Genomic DNA, 21,896 nt, shown 5'->3' with positions numbered 1-21,896 from the left:
ATTCCTTTCTATTGTTTCGTCACAGGTGCAAATTTTGCTAACAAACGTTTAACACCAATCGGGCTTGGGAACGCAATATCTAATTCTTTTGCATCACCTTCACCTTTTACACTTACAACTGTACCGATTCCCCATTTTTGGTGGGAAGCTTTATCGCCTACTGCCCAGCCAATTTGCTCACCGCCTGTCGTCTTAGCTGCAGGGCGCGCGAAAGCTGAACGAGAGCGTGTTGTCGTTGTGATTGTCGTTTTGCCGCTACTTGCTGTTCTGCCTTTTGCACCAAACGAATTTTCACGCTTCGGCGCTGTTTCATTTAATGATTCCACTAGTTCTGTCGGGATTTCTGTAATGAAGCGAGACGCAGCGTTCATACTTGTTCTACCAAATAAAGTACGCATTTGCGCATTAGATAAATATAGCTCTTCTTCTGCACGAGTAATACCTACATAAGCAAGACGACGTTCTTCTTGCATTTCATCCTCTTCCATAAGAGAACGAGTATGCGGGAATATCCCTTCCTCTAAGCCAACAATAAAGACAACCGGGAACTCTAATCCTTTCGCTGAGTGCATCGTCATTAAAATAACTTCTTCACCAGCAGTTGGGTCTTCATCTACACGATCAATATCAGCAACAAGTGCTAAATCTGTTAAGAATGCAACAAGGCTCTTATCTTCGCTTTGAGATTCAAATGTTTGCGTAACAGATAAGAACTCGTCTAAGTTTTCTAAACGACCTTCCGCTTCTAAAGAACGTTCATTTTTCAACATATCGCGATAGCCTGTTTTTTCAATAACTTCTTCTACTAATTCTGTAACAGATAAATACTCTTGCATATTTACCCAGTTATTTAATAAATTCGCGAATTCTTTTACTGCCTTTGTAATTTTTGCACTTACTCCAACATGCTCAATCTCATCAAATACAGCAGTTAATGAAATTCCGTTTTGCACACCATAATTAATAATTTTATCAATAGAAGTCGCACCAATACCACGCTTTGGCATGTTAATAATACGTGCAAAACTAATTTCATCATCTGGATTACCGATTAAACGTAAGTACGCCAAAATATCTTTAATCTCTTTACGATCGTAGAACTTCGTACCCCCCACAATTTTGTACGGAATGTTAGATTTAAGGAAAATCTCCTCGACCATACGAGACTGAGCATTCGTACGATATAGCACTGCAAAATCAGTATATTTTCGTTTCCCCATTTGAATATCGTCGCGAATTTTTTTTGCAACAAAATACGCTTCGTCCTTTTCAGTTGCGGCACGATAATACGAGATTTTACTTCCAACTTGATTGTCTGTCCATAATTTCTTCGGCTTACGATTCGTATTTTTTTCAATAACGGCATTCGCTGCATTTAAAATATTTTGTGACGAACGATAGTTTTGTTCTAATAAAATTACTTGTGCATTCTCATAGTCTTTTTCGAATGACAAAATGTTAGAAATATCTGCACCACGCCAGCGATAAATAGACTGGTCAGAGTCACCTACAACGCAAAGATTTTTAAAACGCGCTGCCAAATGTTTAACAAGAAGATATTGTGCTTTGTTCGTATCTTGATACTCATCAACATGAATATATTGGAACTTACGCTGATAAAACTCTAATACTTCTGGAACACGTTCAAATAACTGAATCGTCGTCATAATTAAATCATCAAAGTCTAATGAATTATTTTTCAAAAGACGTTTTTGATACTCTGTGTATACATCGCTCGTTAATTTTTCGTATGGATCAGCCATTGTAATTTTTTTTGCATATTTATCCGCAGATAACAGTTCATTTTTCGCATTACTAATACCCGCTAAAATAGAGCGCGGCTCAAATTTCTTCGGATCAACATTGCGCTCTTTCATAATTTTTTTGACTACAGTTAGCTGATCACCTGAATCTAAGATTGTAAAGTTACGATTAATACCAATACGATCGATATCGCGTCGTAAAATACGTACACACATAGAGTGGAACGTCGAAATCCAAATATCTTCTGCTTCTGGTCCCACAAGTGTATCAATACGCTCACGCATTTCACGAGCTGCTTTATTTGTGAAGGTAATAGCTAGTACATTCCATGGTGCTACACCTTTTTCACCAAGTAAATACGCAATACGATGTGTTAACACACGTGTCTTACCACTACCTGCACCTGCCATTAGTAGAAGTGGTCCATTCGTTGTTTGTACTGCTTTTTGTTGCTGTGGATTTAAACCGTTTAATAACTTATCTGTCATACTCATATACGCCTGCACCTACTCTCCTTTTACTGCTTTAACTGTTTTTAACGCCGATTTTATATCATCATAAATAATATTTCCAACAACTACTGTATCAGCATATTGTGCCATTTCTTTCGCCTGTTCTGCATTAGAAATACCACCGCCATAGTATAACTTAGCTTGTTTCAATTCTGCTTTTACATTTTTAACAAGTTCAACATCTCCATACGTACCGCTATATTCTAAATAAAATATCGGTAAATGTAATAACTTGTCTGCTAAACGAGCATATGCAATAACGTCATCTTCTGTTAAATCACATTTCGCTTCTGTAAGCTGGGCTACTTTCGCTTCTGGATTTAAAACACAATACCCTTCCATAAAAATTTCGTCCCAGTCCATAATATCCCCAAATTCTTTCAATGCCTCATGATGAACACCTGTTATCCATTCTACTTTTCGGCTATTTAAAACACTTGGGATGTAATAAAAATCAAATCCTGGTGTAATTGCTTCTACATCAGAAACCTCTAATACACAAGGAACTGCATATCTACGAATGCTAACTAGCATGTGTAATACGTTGTCAATTGTAACTCCATCACTTCCGCCTACAATAACCGCATCAGTTCCAGACTCACAAATCATTTCTAAATGTTCATCGCTTAACTCCTTATTTGGATCAAGCTTAAATACATGTTTCCATCCGGAAATATCGTACATGAAAACACCCTTTCTTTTCTCTAGTTATATATATTTCTGTTCAAAATAACAGTTTATTTTCATCATTATTGTTTTAACTTCATCTTAAATATTTGTTTAAAACGGAGAATTAAGTTTGGAATTACCTCTTCCATATTTTTTAAACTAGAGGATTTAATTTTGAAGTTCCTTTTATGCATTCTTTCATTATAACAAAAAAAGTTACTTACACACACGCACATTCCAACATCTTTTTCCACGTCAAATGTTGGATTACATATCCCAAAAATCAAACGGGATACTAATAAAAGAAATAGTATTATCTATTTCAACTTTCATAAAAAGGAGTGTTTTTCTAATGAAGCAAAATATCGGGACAATAAACGCTCTAATTCGAATTACACTTGGGCTTGTCCTCTTCGGATGTAGTGCAACTAAACTTGTACGCAAGCCGTGGTGCACTTGGTCTAACATTTTTCTATGGATTGGTGCAATGAAAGTTGCAGAAGGAATTGTTCGTTTCTGCCCTGTTGTTGAAATGTGGAAATTCGGAAAATACATGAATATGGGGGCATTTAAAATGCCTAGCATGAATTTTGCTAAAAAAGGACATGCTAAAGAAGAAGTGAATCAAACTTCCACTCATGACAAGCCAGAGTCAAAAGGAAGTTATGACGCTTCTGACAAAGAGATTGAGTCAGCGATTGAAGATATAATCCTGGCAAAACCGCTTTGAATCATTTGTCACGATGCAAGATGCTCTCAAAGGGACTTAGCTGCTGCAGTGGGCGGTTAAGTCTTCTTTATTTTATCATAAAACAGAACGTATATTCTCTTTTTCAACCTTAAAATGTATATAAAAGATATCAATCAATAAAATTCAGAAAATTAGATACATACCTCTTGCTTAAAATGATATAAAAGTGATATCATTTTTATATCAGGAGGCGATCATATGAAAGAAAAACAAGTATTTTATGTAAATGGTTTTCTCGGTATTATTGGAATTTTGATTTTAGCTGCTATCGGTGTATTTTTCCTTGCACAAGAAATTTTCATAGGAGCGGCACTAACTATTATATTAGCCGCAGTTCTCGCTACAGGTATCGGTATTGTTCAACCGAATCAAGCGAAGGTTATTACGTTCTTCGGTAATTATTTAGGAACAATTCGTCAAAACGGTTTATTTTTAACGATTCCGTTCGCATTCCGTCAAACTGTATCTTTACGTGTTGAAAACTTTAACAGTAAAAAATTAAAAGTAAATGACGTTGATGGAAATCCAATTGAAATTGCAGCTGTTATCGTATATAAAGTTGTTGATTCTGCAAAAGCGATGTTTGGTGTTGAACATTATGATCGATTTGTAGAAATTCAAAGCGAAACGGCAATCCGCCATGTTGCAACAAAATATCCTTATGACAATTTCCAAGATGAAACCTGCGTTACGTTACGCGGAAATACTGAAGAAATCTCTGAAGAATTAAAACGTGAGTTAGAAGCACGTCTTGAAATTGCTGGTGTAGAAGTATTAGAAACTCGTTTAACGCACTTAGCTTACGCAACAGAAATTGCCCATGCAATGCTACAACGCCAGCAAGCAAAAGCAGTATTAGCTGCTAGAAAAGAAATTGTTGAAGGCGCTGTGAAGATGGCAAAATATTCCATCCATATGTTAGATGAAGAAGGCGTACTAGAACTCGATGACGAGCGTAAAGCAAATATGGTAAACAACTTATTAGTTGCCATCGTTTCAGATAAAGGTGCGCAGCCAGTTATTAATACAGGAAGCCTATACTAAGGGCTATAAGTAATTATGGCTAAAAAGAAAAGCTTTCCATTACGTATTGATCCTGAATTACACGCAGTCATCGAAAAATGGGCAAATGATGAATTTCGTAGCGTCAATGCACACATCGAGTATTTACTTCGAGAAATGGCAAAGCAAAAAGGGAAATTAAAAAAAGATAAAGATGCATAAAAATCCCGCTGATTCCTCAGCGGGATTTTTACATATTAACTTTTCGTCATCTCATGCCCAATTGCACGATATCCTATATCACTTCGATAAAATAGACCATCACTCTCAATTTTACCGATTTCTTTATATACTTTATCTTTTGCTTCTTGTAAACTATTTGCCTTACAAGCAACAAATAATACACGGCCACCGTTCGTTACAAAGTCCCCATGTTTCATTGCTGTACCTGCATGGAAAACAATCACATCTTGCAGTGCATCTAGTCCGCTAATAATATCACCTTTTTTATATGCTTCTGGATATCCTGTAGAAGCAAGTACAACACCGATTACCGCTTCTTCTGACCATTGTAACGTTAGTTCACTTTCATCTAATACAGCGTTACATACATCAACTAAATCGTTTTCTAATCGAGGTAATACAACTTCTGTTTCAGGATCACCGAAGCGTGCATTAAATTCAATTACCTTCGGACCATCATTTGTTAAAATAAGACCTGCGTATAAAATACCTGTAAACGAACGGTTTTCTTCAATCATCGCCTTAGCAGTTGGATGCAATACGGTTTGAATCGCTTCTTGAACTGCTGATTCTGGAATTTGTGGTACTGGAGAATATGCACCCATTCCGCCCGTATTTGGACCTTTATCACCATCAAAAGCTCTTTTATGATCTTGGGCGATTACCATTGGATGTACAGTTGTTCCATTCACGAATGCCATTAATGAAAATTCTTGTCCATCTAAAAACTCTTCAATAACGACCTTCTTACTTGCCGCGCCGAATTTCACATCTTGTAGCATTTCTTTCACAGCTTGTAATGCCTCTTCAAGCGTCATTGCTACCGTTACCCCTTTACCCGCAGCTAGGCCGTCAGCTTTAATAACGATTGGTGCACCAACTTTTTGAATGTACTGTACTGCTTCTTCATAATCTGTAAAAGTTTCGTACGCCGCAGTTGGAATATCATACTTTTTCATAAGCTCTTTTGTAAAAGCTTTACTACCTTCAATAACAGCAGCCGCTTTATTCGGACCAAATACACGCAGTCCCTCTTCTTTAAAACGATCAACAATTCCATTCATAAGCGGAATTTCTGGTCCAACGAAAGTTAACTCGACATAATTCTCTTTTGCAAATAAAACTAATGCATCAAAATCATTTTCATCAATGTCAACTGGTGTTGCAACATCTCGCATACCTTCATTACCTGGTGCTACATATACCTTTTCTACTTTTTCAGATTGTGCAAACTTCCAAGCTAAAGCATGCTCACGCCCACCGCGGCCAATTACTAAAACATTCATATTTCATCCCCCAATAATTAAATAAGTACAAACTAGAAGCTATGCTCCTAGTTTGCTTTTTCATATCAATAAAAGGTTATCTCAATCGGATTTTTAAACATCCATATCAATAGAAGTTTAAAAGGGAGGATTAAGAGCACCGAGCAGGTCGAGGCGCATTTGCCAGGAGGACACGGAGTGTAGCTTTCCTACATGAGTACCGCACTGGCATTGCAACGACGACATGCGAAGGTTATCTTAACCGGACTTTTTAAACATCCTCTATTAGTGTTTGAAATGACGTACGCCAGTGAACACCATAGCAATCCCATACGTATCTGCCACTTTAATAGAATCTTCATCACGGATTGATCCGCCCGGTTGAATGATTGCTGTAATTCCTGCTTTTGCTGCTTCTTCTAATGTATCTGGCATTGGGAAGAAAGCATCAGATGCAAGCGCGCTACCTTGTGCTTTTTCACCAGCTTGTGTAATTGCGATTTTTGCAGAACCTACACGGTTCATCTGTCCCGCACCGACACCAATCGTCATGTCATCTTTCGCTAAAACAATTGCGTTTGATTTCACATGTTTTACAACTTTCCAAGCTAGTTTTAAATCTTTCCATTCTTGCTCTGAAGGTTCACGTTTCGTTGGAATTGAAATTGTACTTTCATCTAATGATAACGTATCTTCCTCTTGAACTAGAAGTCCACCTTGTACAGAAGTTAGTTTTTTGCTTGCACTTGTCGCTTTTTCAATATTTATAGTTAATAAACGTAAGTTCTTCTTACTTTGCAACACTTCTAAAGCTTCTTGCGAGAACGAAGGTGCGATAACAATTTCTAAGAAAATTTCATGTAACTTTTCTGCTGTAGCTTTATCAATTTCACGATTTGCTGCAATAATACCGCCGAAGATTGATACCGGATCTGCTTCATAAGCACGAGTATATGCTGCGTGAATATCAGTTCCTACTCCAACACCACATGGATTCATATGTTTTACTGCTACTACTGCTGGTTCTGTAAATTCTTTTACGATGCTAAGCGCTGCGTCTGCATCATTAATATTGTTATACGATAATTCCTTACCGTGTAATTGTTCTGCGTATGCAACAGAAGAAGTTGCTGCGAATGGCGCTTTATAGAAAGTTGCTTTTTGATGTGGGTTCTCGCCATAACGTAAGTCTTGCTTTTTCTCAAATGTCACAGTTAATGTTTCTGGACTTTCTTCACCCATTTGCTCTGTTAAGTAGTTAGAAATTAACGCATCATACGCTGCTGTATGACGGAATACTTTCGCTGCTAATTTACGTTTCGTTTCTTCTTTTACTTCACCGTCTTCTTTCAGTTCTGCTAATACAACATCGTAATCTACTGGATCTACAATTACCGATACAAATTTATGATTTTTCGCAGCAGAGCGAATCATTGTCGGGCCACCGATATCAATATTTTCAATTGCATCAGCAAATGTTACATCAGGCTTAGCGATTGTTTCTTTAAATGGGTATAAGTTAACAACAACAAAGTCAATTGGCTCTATACCTAACTCATTCATTTGTGTTACATGTGTTTCATTATCACGAACTGCTAATAGACCACCATGAATATTTGGATGTAATGTTTTCACACGGCCATCCATAATTTCAGGGAAACCAGTTACTTCAGAAATACCAATTACTTGTAAACCGTTTTCTTCTAGTAACTTTTTCGTACCACCTGTTGAAATAACTTCAATCCCTTGTTCTAGTAACCCTTTAACAAATTCTACTACTCCTGTTTTATCTGAAACACTTACTAATGCACGCTTTTTCATTTATCCTTCACCCCTGGTTGTATGTTAGTTAACAGTTGACTCTTTCACAGACTGAACAATTTGATTCACTGTATTTACGTATAATTTATGTTCAACTTGTTGAATTTTCTTTTGTAAGCTTTCTCTCGTATCCCCTTCAGAAACAACCACTGCTTCTTGCGCAATAATTGGCCCTGTATCCATACCTGCATCTACATAATGAATTGTTACTCCAGTTACTTTCACACCTGCTTCTAACGCTTGACCGACAGCATCTTTACCCGGAAAGCTCGGTAGTAATGATGGATGAATATTAATAATCTTCCCGCCGTATGCTTCTAGTAACGTCGGCCCGATTAAACGCATATATCCAGCTAAAATAACATAATCAATTTCATATTCTTCTAGCTTCTTTAATATCTCTTTTTCAAACACTTCTTTTGACTCATATGCTTTCGCTGAAAAAGCAAAACACGGAATATGATGATAATTTGCCCGTCCAACAGCGCGTGCTTCTGGTTTATCACATACTAATAAACTAATTTCTGCATCCAATCTTTTTTCTTCTACCGCATTAACGAGAGATTGAAAGTTAGATCCACTTCCAGAAGCAAAAACTGCTAATCTACTCATAGTGCTGTGCCCCCATTAAAAGTAACGCCAGCTCCTTGTATAGTACGTCCAATAATACGAGCCATTTCTCCTTGCTCTTCAAGAAGACGAACAACATCTTTTGCATCTTCTTCCTTCACTGCTACTACCATACCAATACCCATGTTAAAAATATTGAACATTTCTTTCTCTTCCAGTTTTCCAACTTCTTGAAGCAAACTAAAGATCGGCTGAATTTCCCAAGATCCTAGTTCAATCTCAGCACCGATTCCTTCTGGCAACATGCGTGGAATATTTTCAATAAATCCGCCACCTGTAATATGCGCCATACCGTATACTTCATGTTTCTTCAATAGTTCTAAAATAGGTTTGACATAAATTTTCGTTGGTTTTAATAATTCTTCACCAAGAGGTAGTTCTAAGCGGCTATAAATACGCTCTAAAGATAGTTCTCCATCTTCTAGTAACACTTTTCGTACTAAAGAGTAACCATTGCTATGAATACCGCTAGATGCTAAGCCAATTAGCACGTGACCAGCTTCAATCTTTTCACCTGTTACAATTTTCTTTTTATCAACAATCCCAACTGTAAAACCAGCTAAATCATATTCTTCCGTAGAATACATTCCTGGCATTTCAGCTGTTTCTCCACCGATTAATGCACAACCAGCTTGGCGACAGCCCTCTGATATACCTTTGACGATGTTTTCAATTTTACTAGGTTCAGCTTTACCACAAGCAATATAATCAAGGAAGAAAAGCGGCTCTGCTCCTTGGACAACAATATCATTTACACACATTGCTACTGCATCAATACCAATTGTGTCATGTTTATCTGCCATAAAAGCGAGCATCAATTTCGTTCCCACGCCATCTGTTCCAGATACTAATACAGGTTCTTCTAATGCAAATTTTGATAGATCAAACATACCTCCAAAACCGCCTAAACCGGCTAGTACTTCTTTTCTCATAGTTGTTTGTACGTGTTTTTTCATGCGAGATACCGCTTCATATCCAGCTTCAATATCTACTCCTGCTTGCTTATATGCATTCGCCATCGTTATTTACACCTCGTCTTTTAATTTCTTCCCATCCAGGGCGGGCTATTTTAAGAAAGGAGCTAGCTTCTACATCAAAAGAAGTAGAAGCTTTTCTCACTTTTCTTATTTCATACTTTCTAAAAGCTCTTGCTCATAATCATAAAGAGCTGTTGGATAGTCCCCATTAAAGTAAGCCATGCATAGGCCGCCATATTTCCCTTCATATGGACGTCCAATTGCATCTACTAATCCATCTTCACTTAAAAATGTTAAAGAATCTGCTCCGATTATTTCACGGATTTCTTCTACTGTATGATTTGCTGCAATTAATTCTTTTCTCGTTTGAATATCAATGCCATAGAAACATGGATATTTCAGAGGTGGTGAAGCAATTCTTACGTGAACTTCTGTCGCTCCAGCCTCACGAAGCATACGAACAATTCGTTTACTTGTCGTTCCTCTTACGATAGAGTCATCAATCATAACAACTCGTTTCCCTTCAACTACACCTCTTACTGCGGAAAGCTTCATCTTAACCCCTTGCTCGCGCAGTTCTTGAGAAGGTTGGATAAACGTACGTCCAACGTAACGATTTTTAATTAATCCTAACTCATATGGAATACCTGTCGCCTCCGCATAGCCAATCGCAGCTGAAATACTAGAGTCTGGTACACCAGTAACAACATCTGCTTCAATAGGAGCTTCTGCCGCTAAACGTTTCCCCATATTCTTACGTGCTGCATGAACGTTAACGCCTGCAATATTAGAATCTGGTCGTGCAAAGTAAATATATTCCATACTACAAATTGCATGTTCTACATCGTTTGTGAAACGATCTACGTGAATTCCTTCATCATTAATGATAAGTAATTCACCCGGTTCTACATCACGAATGTATGTTGCACCTACTACATCAAAAGCACATGTTTCAGATGCTACAACGTAAGCATCCCCCATCTTTCCAATTGAAAGCGGACGGAACCCATTCGGATCTAATGCAACGATCATTTCATTTCCAGTTAGTAAAAGATACGCAAACGCACCTTTCACTTTATTTAAAGCCTCTTTTACACTTTCAATTAAAGAATCTTTCGTGCTACGTTTAATAAGATGTAAAAGTACTTCTGTATCTGAACTAGTTTGAAAAATACTGCCCTCTGCTTCTAATTCACGACGAAGCATTTTTGCGTTAATTAAATTTCCGTTATGAGCTAATGCCATACTATGATCGGAAAAACGGAACAACAATGGTTGAACGTTAGCAACTTCACTTCCACCAGCTGTTGCATATCGTACATGTCCGATTGCTGATTTTCCATTTAATCCTTCTAGCTCACCTCTTGAAAACACTTCTGATATTAAACCTAACCCCTTGTGACCGACGATTTTTTCCCCATTATTTACGACAATGCCTGCGCCTTCTTGCCCACGGTGCTGTAAACTGTGCAATCCGTAGTATGAAACTTGTGCTGCATTTTCATGCCCCCAAATTCCGAAAACACCACATTCTTCGTTTAACCCCTTTATTTCAGCAAGCATGGGATTGCCCCTTTCCAAGCCTTTCTCATTTCATCTACATTTGCTGTAAGTAATACTTCATTTTCTTCATTATGAATTGTTACTTCATTTGTACTTGTTACTTCTCCAACTTGGATTGCTTCTACTGCTTTCTCAAACGCCTCTTTATTTTCACGTTTTACAGTTATCACAAAGCGAGACTGTGATTCAGCGAATAATGCTGCTGTTGCTTCTCCATCTAATTTCACAGTAGCACCTAAGCCTTTAGCACCAATTGCACTTTCTGAAATCGCAACTGCTAAACCACCTTCAGCAACATCATGTGCAGATTGAACAAGACCAGCTTGAATTGCTTCTAATACTTGTTTTTGGCGTCTTAATTCTACATCTAAATCGATACTTGGTGATTGACCGAAAATTTTGCCGTGAATCATTTTCTGTAATTCACTTCCGCCAAACTCAGCTTTCGTCTCACCAATTACATACACTAAATCACCAGCTTGCTTAAACTCTTGTGTTGTTACATGTTTTAAGTCATGCACAAGTCCGACCATCCCAACTGTCGGTGTTGGATATACAGCTTCACCACTACGCTCGTTATACATCGATACGTTTCCGCCGATAACTGGTGTTTGTAATGTGCGACAAGCTTCACTCATACCGTCTACTGATTTCTCAATCTGCCAGAAGATTTCTGGTTTTTCTGGGTTACCGAAGTTTAAGCAATCTGTAATTGCAAGTGGCTCTCCGCCAGAACATACGATATTACGCGCTGCCTCTGCTACTGCAATTTTACCGCCCATCTCTGGGTCTAGATAAATGTAGCGAGAGTTACAATCTGTCGTCATTGCTAATCCTTTTTCTGTACCGCGTACACGTACAACTGCAGCATCTGAACCTGGCGTAACAACTGTGCTTGTGCGAACTTGGTAATCGTATTGATCGTATACCCACTCTTTACTTGCAATGGTTGGTTGCTGTAATAGAGCAAATAACGTTTCTTTATAATTTTCTACTTTTGGCGTTTCCATTTTCATTGCTTGGAATTCAGTAAAGTATGCTGCTTCTTTTGATGGCTTATGATAAATTGGTGCTTCTTCTGCTAAAGCATCTGCTGGAACTTCAGCTACCTTTTCACCTTTATGGAATAAACGAAGCATTTTATCTTCTGTTACTTTCCCCATCGTAACCGCTGCAAGACCATACTTCTCAAATAAATCTACTATTTCTTGTTCTCTACCTTTTTTCACAACAATTAACATACGCTCTTGTGATTCAGATAGCATCATTTCATATGGTGTCATTCCTGTTTCACGCTGTGGTACATCATCTAAGTACATTTCAATACCCATTCCTGCTTTACTTGCCATTTCTGCAGATGATGATGTTAAACCAGCCGCACCCATATCTTGAATTCCAACAAGTGCATCGGATTGAATTAATTCTAAACACGCTTCAATAAGAAGTTTTTCCATAAATGGATCCCCTACTTGAACCGCTGGACGTTTCGCTTCTGAGCTTTCAGATAGTTCTTCCGACGCGAATGTTGCACCGTGAATACCGTCACGACCAGTTGATGCTCCTACGTACATTACTGTGTTACCAGCACCGTGCGCTTGCCCTTTTTTAATGTCTTCGTGGTTAATCAAACCTACGCACATTGCATTTACAAGTGGATTTCCTTCATAACATGGATCAAATTGTACTTCGCCGCCAACAGTCGGAATACCGATGCAGTTACCGTATCCTGCAATTCCTGCTACTACTTCTTCGAATAAATATTTCACACGTGGTGACTGTAATTCACCGAAACGAAGTGAGTTTAATAGAGCTACCGGACGTGCTCCCATAGAGAATACGTCACGAATAATACCACCAACACCTGTTGCAGCTCCTTGATATGGTTCAATAGCTGAAGGATGGTTATGACTTTCCATTTTAAATACAACTGCTTGATTATCACCGATATCTACAATTCCAGCACCTTCTCCAGGTCCTTGCAGAACGCGCTCACCTGTAGTTGGAAACTTACGAAGAACTGGTTTCGAATTTTTATAACTACAATGTTCAGACCACATTACAGAGAATAACCCTGTTTCTGTATAATTTGGCAGACGACCTAAAATCTTTTCAACCATGGCAAACTCTTCGTCTGTTAGCCCCATTTCCGCATATATACGCTCTTCTTTAATTTGTGTTGGATTTGGTTCAAGCATTAACGACATATGTTTCCCTCCACTGTTTTAAGATAGATTGAAAGACTTTTAACCCTTCAGCACCGCCAAGTAATTCATCTACAGCACGCTCTGGGTGTGGCATCATACCAAGTACATTTCCTTTTTCATTTACAATACCAGCAATATCTGAAACGCTACCGTTAGGGTTTTCTACGTAACGGAATGCGATTTGATTGTTCTCTTCTAATTGTTTAAGCGTCGCTTCATCACAATAGTAATTCCCCTCACCATGCGCGATTGGAATATTAATTACTTCATCTTTTCCATATTGTGATGTAAACATCGTTTCATTATTTTCAACACGCAACTGAACAGTGCGACACATAAATTTTAAGTTTTCGTTTCTCATTAACGCTCCTGGTAGTAATCCTGATTCAACAAGAATCTGGAATCCATTACATACACCTAAAATCGGCTTTCCTTGCTCAGCAGCTTTTTGCACTGCTTTCATTGCATTAGCAAAGCGAGAGATAGCACCGCAGCGTAAGTAGTCACCATAAGAAAATCCACCTGGTAGTAGAATTGCATCATATTCATCTAAATTCTCTGTATCGTGCCAAACGTAATCTACTTCTTCGCCAAGCTCATCTTTAATTGCATGGAACATATCGACATCACAGTTCGAACCCGGAAATACTATTACGGCAAATTTCACTGTGCGACAACCTCCTCAACTTCATAACGGAAGTCTTCCATTACAACGTTCGCTAATAGTTTTTCACACATTTCTTTTACCTTGCTATCTAAATCAGATACAGATTTATCAATTGTTAGTTCCATGTACTTTCCGATTCGAACGTCTTGTACTTCTGTGAATGAAAGACTATGAAGTGCTCCTTTTACTGCTGTTCCTTGTGGATCTAATACGCTTTCTCTTAATGTTACATATACCTTAACTTTATACATGTGAAATTCCCCCTAAACGTTTTAAAATCTCTTCATAAGCATCTGTTAAATTTCCAAGATCGCGACGGAATACGTCTTTATCAAACTTTTCATTGCTCGTTTCATCCCATAAACGGCAAGTATCTGGTGAAATTTCATCCGCTAAAATGATTTCTCCTTCTTCCGTTACACCAAACTCTAATTTGAAATCTACTAATCTTACACGACAGCTTGCGAAATGATCAATCAACACTTGATTGATTTGTAGAGCCATATCTCGTAATACACTTACTTGCTCTGGTGATGCAACGTTTAATACACGAATATGATCTTCCGTTACAAGCGGATCTCCTAAATCATCATCTTTGAAGTAAAATTCTACGATTGGTTCTGCAAGTGCAGTTCCCTCTTCCATTCCTAATCGTTTTGAAAGACTTCCTGCAATTACATTTCTTGTGACAACTTCTAAAGGAATAATACTCACTTTTTTAACAAGTTGTTCTGTTTCAGATAACTTCTCAACAAAATGTGTTTTAATTCCCACTTCTTGTAACTTTCTGAACAATAAAGTTGTAATTTCATTGTTCAAACGACCTTTTCCTGTAATCGTCTCTTTTTTCTCCCCATTGAAAGCAGTCGCACTATCTTTGTACTCTACCCAAACCATATCTGCTGATTCTGTACGATAAATTCTTTTTGCCTTACCTTCATACAGCAATTCTAGCTTTTGCATTTCGCAAGCCCCCTGTAGTTTGAAAAATGTGAATAATGTTTTTATAAAGAATGGCACAGAATGACTCTATTCTGTGCCATATGAAATTTTACGCTTCGTTTAATCCTAAGCGTTCAAAGATTGTATCAACGTGTTGCATATGATGCTCATAGTTGAAGCATTCATTAATTTCTTCCTGTGTTAACTTGCTTGTAATACGCTCATCAGCTTCTACAAGCTCTTTAAATTGTACTTGTGTTTCCCAAGCTTCCATCGCTTTAGGCTGTACGATATCATAAGCTTCTTCACGTACCATACCTTTGTCGATTAGTGTAAGCATTACGCGCTGAGAATAAATTAAGCCGTATGTTCTTGTCATATTGCGTTTCATATTCTCTGGGTATACAGTTAAGTTTTTAACGATATTACCAAAGCGATTTAACATGTAATTTAATGCGATTGTAGCATCTGGTAAAATTACGCGTTCTGCCGAAGAGTGAGAAATGTCACGCTCATGCCATAATGGAACATTTTCGTAAGCTGTCATCATATAACCGCGGATAACACGAGCTAAACCAGTCATATTTTCAGATCCAATTGGATTACGCTTATGTGGCATTGCAGAAGAACCTTTTTGACCTTTTGCGAAAGCTTCTTCAACTTCACGTGTTTCACTCTTTTGTAAACCACGAATCTCAACTGCCATCTTTTCGATAGATGTTGCGATTAATGCAAGTGTTGACATGTAATGAGCATGACGATCACGTTGCAATGTTTGTGTTGAAATTGGTGCTGCTTCTAATCCTAAGTTTTCACAAACATACTTTTCTACGAATGGATCGATATTTGCATATGTACCAACCGCACCAGATAGTTTACCAACACGAACTGTATCAGCAGCTTGTTTGAAACGCTCTACGTTACGTTTCATTTCTTCATACCAAAGACCAAGTTTTAAACCAAATGTCGTTGGTTCTGCATGAACACCGTGTGTTCTTCCCATCATGATTGTGTATTTATGCTCTTTCGCTTTGTTAGCTAAAATGCTTACAAAGTTCTCTAAGTCTTTTAATATAATTTCATTCGCTTGTTTTAAAATGTAAGATAACGCTGTATCTACTACGTCTGTAGATGTTAAACCGTAATGAACCCATTTACGTTCTTCGCCTAATGCTGGCGTTTCTGATACAGCACGAGTGAATGCAACTACGTCATGACGTGTTTCTTTTTCAATTTCATAAATACGATCAATATCAAATGATGCATGTTCACGAATTTTTTTAACATCTTCTTTTGGAATATCGCCAAGCTCAGCCCATGCTTCACAAGCTAAAATCTCAACTTCTAACCACGCTTTAAATTTGTTCTCTTCCGTCCAAATCGCACCCATTTCAGGGCGTGTATAACGACTAATCATCTTTTTCCCTCCAACAGTTGTTCTTGATGGTCCCAAATATGCAAACTCTTCGCTTTTTCTAGAGCGACTTCAATATTATCATTTAAAATATTAACATGCCCCATTTTTCGCTGTGCTTTTGCTTCTTCTTTTCCATACAAGTGTAAATAGCACCCGGTTAATCTATTCACTTGTCTTAGGACCCCTTCTATATGTTCGCCTAAAATGTTTACCATGACAACTGGTTTTAACAAATTTGTTTCTCCTAGAGGTAAATTACAGATTGCTCGAATATGTTGACCAAATTGACTCGTCTCACATGCATCCTGTGTATAGTGTCCTGAATTGTGAGGTCTTGGCGCTAATTCATTAATATAAATCTCACCATTATCTGTAGCAAACATCTCTACAGCTAGTGTTCCCACAAGTTCTAATTCATCCGCAAGTACCTTTGCATAAGCAATTGCTTTTTGAGAAAGCTCTTCTGTAATGCGAGCTGGAACGATAGATTCATGTAAAATGTTATTTACATGAATATTTTCTGCTACTGGAAACACTTTTGTTTCACCACTTACACTACGAATCACAATAACTGATACTTCTTTTTCAAAAGGCACCCATTTCTCTAAAATACATTCTGCTTTATCCACAAGATTTCTTGCTGTCTCAACATCAGCTTCACTTCTTAAAACAACTTGTCCTTTCCCATCATATCCACCTGTCGTCGTTTTTAAGACGGAAGGGAATGATAACTCAGCAATTGCTTCTGTAAGCTGATCTTGATTTTGAACTAATCTATACGTTGCTACTGGTAACCCAGCCTTCTCAATCGCATTCTTTTCTGTAAAACGATTTTGCGTTGTATTTAACAACTGACTACCTTGTGGTAAGTACGCATGTTTTTCAAGCCATTGTAAACATCTATAATCAATATTCTCAAATTCATATGTGACAACATCACTTATCTCTGCTAAATGCTGAATTGCTTTTAAATCATCATATGGTGCAACAATTTCAATATCAGCAACTTGTGCGCATGGTGAGTTTTTTGTAGGATCTAAAACAGCAATTTTATATCCCATCTCCTTAGCTGCCAATGCCATCATTCTTCCTAGCTGGCCGCCTCCAATAATACCGATTGTTTTTCCAGGTAAAATGATCCTTGTCATACTAGCTCACTACCTTCACGCACATCTTTTTCAATCGCTTCTCGTCTCAATTCTAATGCATCATGTATATCATCATGGAATGATCCAAGTATTTGTGCGGCAAGTAATCCAGCATTCGTTGAACCGGCTTTACCAATTGCAACAGTTGCAACTGGAACTCCTCCTGGCATTTGGACAATGGATAATAATGAATCTAAGCCGTTTAACGCTTTTGATTGAACTGGAACTCCGATTACAGGAAGATTCGTCTTCGCTGCAACCATTCCTGGTAAATGTGCTGCTCCACCAGCTCCAGCAATAATAACTTTCAATCCACGTTCACGAGCCGTCTCTGCATATTCAAACATATAATCCGGAGTCCGATGAGCGGATACAACCTTTTTCTCATACGGTATATTTAATTCATCTAAAATGTCACAAGCATATTTCATTGTTTCCCAGTCTGACGTGCTTCCCATTATGACTCCAACTAGTGATTTCATATTAGAATCCCCCCGATTCAAATAAAAAAAGCCTGAAATAGAACAGTTTCTCTTTTACTATGAGAGAAAGCGCTCTACTCAGGCATACGTATCCCTTGTGAATAGAAAAATACCGAGTGACTTTCCCTCATAGTCTAACGAATAACGGTCGTTAGGTAGAGACTTGCAGGCCATATCCCCGCGATTATATGAGGTCTTATATATTATTCTTTCTATGGCTATATTAACAATATTTCATAAACAATGTCAACAAATAATCGAATGTTTTTTTATTACTAATCAATAACGTTCGTGTTTTAGTTATATTCAAAAGAATAATTGTAAATATATGCAAGAAGGATAAGAAATTAGAATATATATTTCTAGAGATCTATCATACACAAAACGGTTTGTGTACAAATTCCATATGCTTTAATATAAAGCATATCGTTTATATTCCTTTGTATCGCAACCATTACTATAATGATCGAATACTTGTTTATATCATCCCACTTTTTTCACTCTCATTATTTAAAATATATACTTGTAGTAGAAATAACAGTTCCTATTATAAGGATTGTTTGGGAGCACTTAGAAAACCTGACAAGCAAAAAATCATTCCTATTACTCTCAATACCCTCATTTTCATTCTTTTTCCTCATTAAGATTTGGTATATAAAAATAAACACAAAAAAACCTAAGTCGAAACGACTTAGGTTTTTGTTTGGCGACGTCCTACTCTCACAGGGACAAGGTCCCAACTACCATCGGCGCTAGAGAGCTTAACTTCCGTGTTCGGTATGGGAACGGGTGTGACCTCTCTGCCATCATCACCAAACTATGAAGGCATATTCCTTCAAAACTAGATAACATTTGCTACATATTATATGGTTAAGTCCTCGATCTATTAGTATTCGTCAGCTCCACATGTCACCATGCTTCCACCTCGAACCTATCAACCTGATCATCTTTCAGGGATCTTACTAGCTTACGCTATGGGAAATCTCATCTTGAGGGGGGCTTCATGCTTAGATGCTTTCAGCACTTATCCCTTCCGCACATAGCTACCCAGCTATGCCCTTGGCAGAACAACTGGTACACCAGCGGTGCGTCCATCCCGGTCCTCTCGTACTAAGGACAGCTCCTCTCAAATTTCCTACGCCCACGACGGATAGGGACCGAACTGTCTCACGACGTTCTGAACCCAGCTCGCGTACCGCTTTAATGGGCGAACAGCCCAACCCTTGGGACCGACTACAGCCCCAGGATGCGATGAGCCGACATCGAGGTGCCAAACCTCCCCGTCGATGTGGACTCTTGGGGGAGATAAGCCTGTTATCCCCGGGTAGCTTTTATCCGTTGAGCGATGGCCCTTCCATGCGGAACCACCGGATCACTAAGCCCGACTTTCGTCCCTGCTCGACTTGTAGGTCTCGCAGTCAAGCTCCCTTATGCCTTTGCACTCTACGAATGATTTCCAACCATTCTGAGGGAACCTTTGGGCGCCTCCGTTACACTTTAGGAGGCGACCGCCCCAGTCAAACTGCCCACCTGACACTGTCTCCGGGTCGATAAGACCCGTAGGTTAGAATTTCAATACAGTCAGGGCGGTATCCCACCAGCGCCTCCACCGAAGCTAGCGCTCCGGTTTCAATGGCTCCCGCCTATCCTGTACAAACTGTACCAAAATTCAATATCAGGCTACAGTAAAGCTCCACGGGGTCTTTCCGTCCTGTCGCGGGTAACCTGCATCTTCACAGGTACTATAATTTCACCGAGTCTCTGGTTGAGACAGTGCCCAAATCGTTACACCTTTCGTGCGGGTCGGAACTTACCCGACAAGGAATTTCGCTACCTTAGGACCGTTATAGTTACGGCCGCCGTTTACTGGGGCTTCAGTTCAGAGCTTCGCTTACGCTAACCCCTCTCCTTAACCTTCCAGCACCGGGCAGGTGTCACCCCTATACTTCGCCTTACGGCTTCGCAGAGAGCTGTGTTTTTGCTAAACAGTCGCTTGGGCCTATCACTGCGGCTTTCCGTTAAGAAAGCACCCCTTCTCCCGAAGTTACGGGGTCATTTTGCCGAGTTCCTTAACCAGAGTTCTCTCGCACACCTTAGGATTCTCTCCTCGCCTACCTGTGTCGGTTTGCGGTACAGGCACCTTTTATCTCGCTAGAAGCTTTTCTTGGCAGCGGGGAATCAAAGACTTCGCTCCATAAGGAGCTTCCCCATCACAGCTCAGCCTTCACGATAAGCGGATTTGCCTACTTATCAGCCTAACTGCTTGGACGTGCACAACCAATCGCACGCTTCTTCTATCCTTCTGCGTCCCTCCATTGCTCAAACGATAAAGAGGTGGTACAGGAATATCAACCTGTTGTCCATCGCCTACGCCTGTCGGCCTCGGCTTAGGTCCTGACTAACCCTGAGCGGACGAGCCTTCCTCAGGAAACCTTAGGCATTCGGTGGACGGGATTCTCACCCGTCTTTCGCTACTCATACCGGCATTCTCACTTCTAAGCACTCCACCAGTCCTTCCGGTCTGACTTCACTGTCCTTAGAACGCTCCCCTACCACTGATACCATTCGGTATCAATCCGCAGCTTCGGTGGTGTATTTAGCCCCGGTACATTTTCGGCGCAGAGTCACTCGACTAGTGAGCTATTACGCACTCTTTAAATGGTGGCTGCTTCTAAGCCAACATCCTAGTTGTCTAAGCAACTCCACATCCTTTTCCACTTAATACACACTTTGGGACCTTAGCTGGCGGTCTGGGCTGTTTCCCTTTTGACTACGGATCTTATCACTCGCAGTCTGACTCCTAAGGATAAGTCATTGGCATTCGGAGTTTGACTGAATTCGGTAATCCGATGAGGACCCCTAGTCCAATCAGTGCTCTACCTCCAAGACTCTTACACTTAAGGCTAGCCCTAAAGCTATTTCGGGGAGAACCAGCTATCTCCAGGTTCGATTGGAATTTCTCCGCTACCACACTCATCCCCGCACTTTTCAACGTGCGTGGGTTCGGGCCTCCATTCAGTGTTACCTGAACTTCACCCTGGACATGGGTAGATCACCTGGTTTCGGGTCTACGACCACGTACTAAACGCCCTATTCAGACTCGCTTTCGCTGCGGCTCCGCCTCTTCAGCTTAACCTCGCACGGGATCGTAACTCGCCGGTTCATTCTACAAAAGGCACGCCATCACCCGTTAACGGGCTCTGACTATTTGTAGGCACACGGTTTCAGGATCTCTTTCACTCCCCTTCCGGGGTGCTTTTCACCTTTCCCTCACGGTACTGGTTCACTATCGATCACTAGGGAGTATTTAGCTTGGGAGATGGTCCTCCCAGATTCCGACGGAATTTCACGTGTTCCGCCGTACTCAGGATATTCAAGAGAGAACGAAGTTTCGACTACGGGGTTGTTACCCTCTACGACGGACCTTTCCAGGTCGCTTCGTCTACCTCGTTCCTTTGTAACTCCGTATAGAATGTCCTACAACCCCAAGAGGCAAGCCTCTTGGTTTGGGCTATGTTCCGTTTCGCTCGCCGCTACTCAGGAAATCGCATTTGCTTTCTCTTCCTCCAGGTACTTAGATGTTTCAGTTCCCTGGGTCTGTCTTCCTTACCCTATGTATTCAGATAAGGATACCCATTACGTATGGTGGGTTTCCCCATTCGGAAATCTTCGGATCAAAGCTTACTTACAGCTCCCGAAGCATATCGGCGTTAGTCCCGTCCTTCATCGACTCCTAGTGTCAAGGCATCCACCGTGCGCCCTTTCTAACTTAACCAAACTAAAAATTAAAAAATATGAGCTACACTGTTATCTAGTTTTCAAAGAACATACATTTATAT

General features: G+C 39.5%; 17 protein-coding genes, 2 rRNA genes and 1 riboswitch. Of the genes, 3 read left to right on the top strand and 16 right to left on the bottom strand.

Annotation, left to right across the window (positions count from 1 at the left end):
* Nucleotides 1–8: 8 nt before the first annotated feature.
* Together pcrA and AXW78_RS01710 are read right to left on the bottom strand one after the other, a co-directional pair.
* On the bottom strand, nt 9–2,258 hold the full coding sequence (pcrA, locus tag AXW78_RS01715; RefSeq protein WP_033703497.1) for a DNA helicase PcrA: 2,250 nt from the start codon (nt 2,256–2,258) through the stop codon (nt 9–11).
* A gap of 12 nt (nt 2,259–2,270) precedes the next feature.
* Nucleotides 2,271–2,960, bottom strand: a complete 690-nt coding sequence (locus AXW78_RS01710) for a heptaprenylglyceryl phosphate synthase (RefSeq protein WP_000272080.1) — start codon at nt 2,958–2,960, stop codon at nt 2,271–2,273.
* A gap of 337 nt (nt 2,961–3,297) precedes the next feature.
* Between AXW78_RS01710 and AXW78_RS01705 the strand changes: the two genes are divergently transcribed.
* From AXW78_RS01705 to AXW78_RS01695, 3 genes are all read left to right on the top strand, one after another.
* On the top strand, nt 3,298–3,675 hold the full coding sequence (locus AXW78_RS01705) for a YgaP family membrane protein (protein WP_000812347.1): 378 nt from the start codon (nt 3,298–3,300) through the stop codon (nt 3,673–3,675).
* A 219-nt stretch (nt 3,676–3,894) separates the two neighbouring features.
* Nucleotides 3,895–4,740: an SPFH domain-containing protein gene (locus tag AXW78_RS01700; RefSeq protein WP_061883721.1), complete on the top strand. Its 846-nt coding sequence runs from the start codon at nt 3,895–3,897 to the stop codon at nt 4,738–4,740.
* A gap of 15 nt (nt 4,741–4,755) precedes the next feature.
* On the top strand, nt 4,756–4,920 hold the full coding sequence (locus AXW78_RS01695) for a type II toxin-antitoxin system antitoxin (RefSeq protein ID WP_001085171.1): 165 nt from the start codon (nt 4,756–4,758) through the stop codon (nt 4,918–4,920).
* Nucleotides 4,921–4,955: 35 nt separating this feature from the next.
* On the opposite strand, the gene purD is transcribed toward AXW78_RS01695, so the two are convergent.
* From purD to AXW78_RS01625, 14 genes are all read right to left on the bottom strand, one after another.
* Nucleotides 4,956–6,227: a phosphoribosylamine--glycine ligase gene (gene purD / locus AXW78_RS01690; RefSeq protein ID WP_001101983.1), complete on the bottom strand. Its 1,272-nt coding sequence runs from the start codon at nt 6,225–6,227 to the stop codon at nt 4,956–4,958.
* A gap of 264 nt (nt 6,228–6,491) precedes the next feature.
* Nucleotides 6,492–8,027, bottom strand: a complete 1,536-nt coding sequence (gene purH / locus AXW78_RS01685) for a bifunctional phosphoribosylaminoimidazolecarboxamide formyltransferase/IMP cyclohydrolase (RefSeq protein WP_000745435.1) — start codon at nt 8,025–8,027, stop codon at nt 6,492–6,494.
* Nucleotides 8,028–8,051: 24 nt separating this feature from the next.
* Complete coding sequence (gene purN / locus AXW78_RS01680; RefSeq protein ID WP_000088593.1) at nt 8,052–8,639, bottom strand: phosphoribosylglycinamide formyltransferase; 588 nt, start codon at nt 8,637–8,639, stop codon at nt 8,052–8,054.
* Nucleotides 8,636–9,676, bottom strand: a complete 1,041-nt coding sequence (gene purM / locus AXW78_RS01675; RefSeq protein ID WP_061883720.1) for a phosphoribosylformylglycinamidine cyclo-ligase — start codon at nt 9,674–9,676, stop codon at nt 8,636–8,638. The genes purN and purM overlap by 4 nt, the downstream gene beginning before the upstream one ends.
* 105 nt (nt 9,677–9,781) lie before the next feature.
* A complete protein-coding gene (gene purF, locus AXW78_RS01670; protein ID WP_000879023.1) occupies nt 9,782–11,197 on the bottom strand; it encodes an amidophosphoribosyltransferase in 1,416 nt (471 codons plus the stop codon).
* Nucleotides 11,182–13,401, bottom strand: coding sequence for a phosphoribosylformylglycinamidine synthase II (gene purL / locus AXW78_RS01665; RefSeq protein ID WP_000055571.1), 2,220 nt, complete (start codon nt 13,399–13,401; stop codon nt 11,182–11,184). The genes purF and purL overlap by 16 nt, the downstream gene beginning before the upstream one ends.
* The gene (gene purQ / locus AXW78_RS01660) at nt 13,385–14,068 is read right to left on the bottom strand and encodes a phosphoribosylformylglycinamidine synthase subunit PurQ (protein WP_000666787.1); all 684 of its coding nucleotides are present in this window, start codon (nt 14,066–14,068) and stop codon (nt 13,385–13,387) included. The genes purL and purQ overlap by 17 nt, the downstream gene beginning before the upstream one ends.
* Nucleotides 14,065–14,319: a phosphoribosylformylglycinamidine synthase subunit PurS gene (gene purS / locus AXW78_RS01655; RefSeq protein ID WP_000278823.1), complete on the bottom strand. Its 255-nt coding sequence runs from the start codon at nt 14,317–14,319 to the stop codon at nt 14,065–14,067. Before purS ends, purQ begins: the two co-directional genes overlap by 4 nt.
* Complete coding sequence (gene purC, locus AXW78_RS01650; RefSeq protein WP_001170538.1) at nt 14,312–15,031, bottom strand: phosphoribosylaminoimidazolesuccinocarboxamide synthase; 720 nt, start codon at nt 15,029–15,031, stop codon at nt 14,312–14,314. Before purC ends, purS begins: the two co-directional genes overlap by 8 nt.
* An 88-nt stretch (nt 15,032–15,119) precedes the next feature.
* A complete protein-coding gene (gene purB / locus AXW78_RS01645) occupies nt 15,120–16,427 on the bottom strand; it encodes an adenylosuccinate lyase (protein WP_000625682.1) in 1,308 nt (435 codons plus the stop codon).
* Complete coding sequence (gene purK, locus AXW78_RS01640) at nt 16,424–17,575, bottom strand: 5-(carboxyamino)imidazole ribonucleotide synthase (RefSeq protein WP_061883719.1); 1,152 nt, start codon at nt 17,573–17,575, stop codon at nt 16,424–16,426. The genes purB and purK overlap by 4 nt, the downstream gene beginning before the upstream one ends.
* Entirely contained in the window at nt 17,572–18,057 is a 486-nt protein-coding gene (purE, locus tag AXW78_RS01635) for a 5-(carboxyamino)imidazole ribonucleotide mutase (RefSeq protein WP_000839367.1), read from the bottom strand. Before purE ends, purK begins: the two co-directional genes overlap by 4 nt.
* Before the next feature lie 110 nt (nt 18,058–18,167).
* Nucleotides 18,168–18,269, bottom strand: a riboswitch (purine riboswitch).
* A 489-nt stretch (nt 18,270–18,758) separates the two neighbouring features.
* Nucleotides 18,759–18,874 (bottom strand): 5S ribosomal RNA (gene rrf / locus AXW78_RS01630).
* Between the two features lie 49 nt (nt 18,875–18,923).
* Nucleotides 18,924–21,832: ribosomal RNA gene (locus AXW78_RS01625) — 23S ribosomal RNA — on the bottom strand.
* Nucleotides 21,833–21,896 lie beyond the last annotated feature (64 nt).

The organism is Bacillus thuringiensis, assembly GCF_001595725.1.
GTDB classification, from domain to species: domain Bacteria; phylum Bacillota; class Bacilli; order Bacillales; family Bacillaceae_G; genus Bacillus_A; species Bacillus_A thuringiensis_K.
The sequence above is the reverse complement of the archived record's forward strand: the minus strand, read 5'-3'. Positions and strand labels throughout refer to the sequence as shown.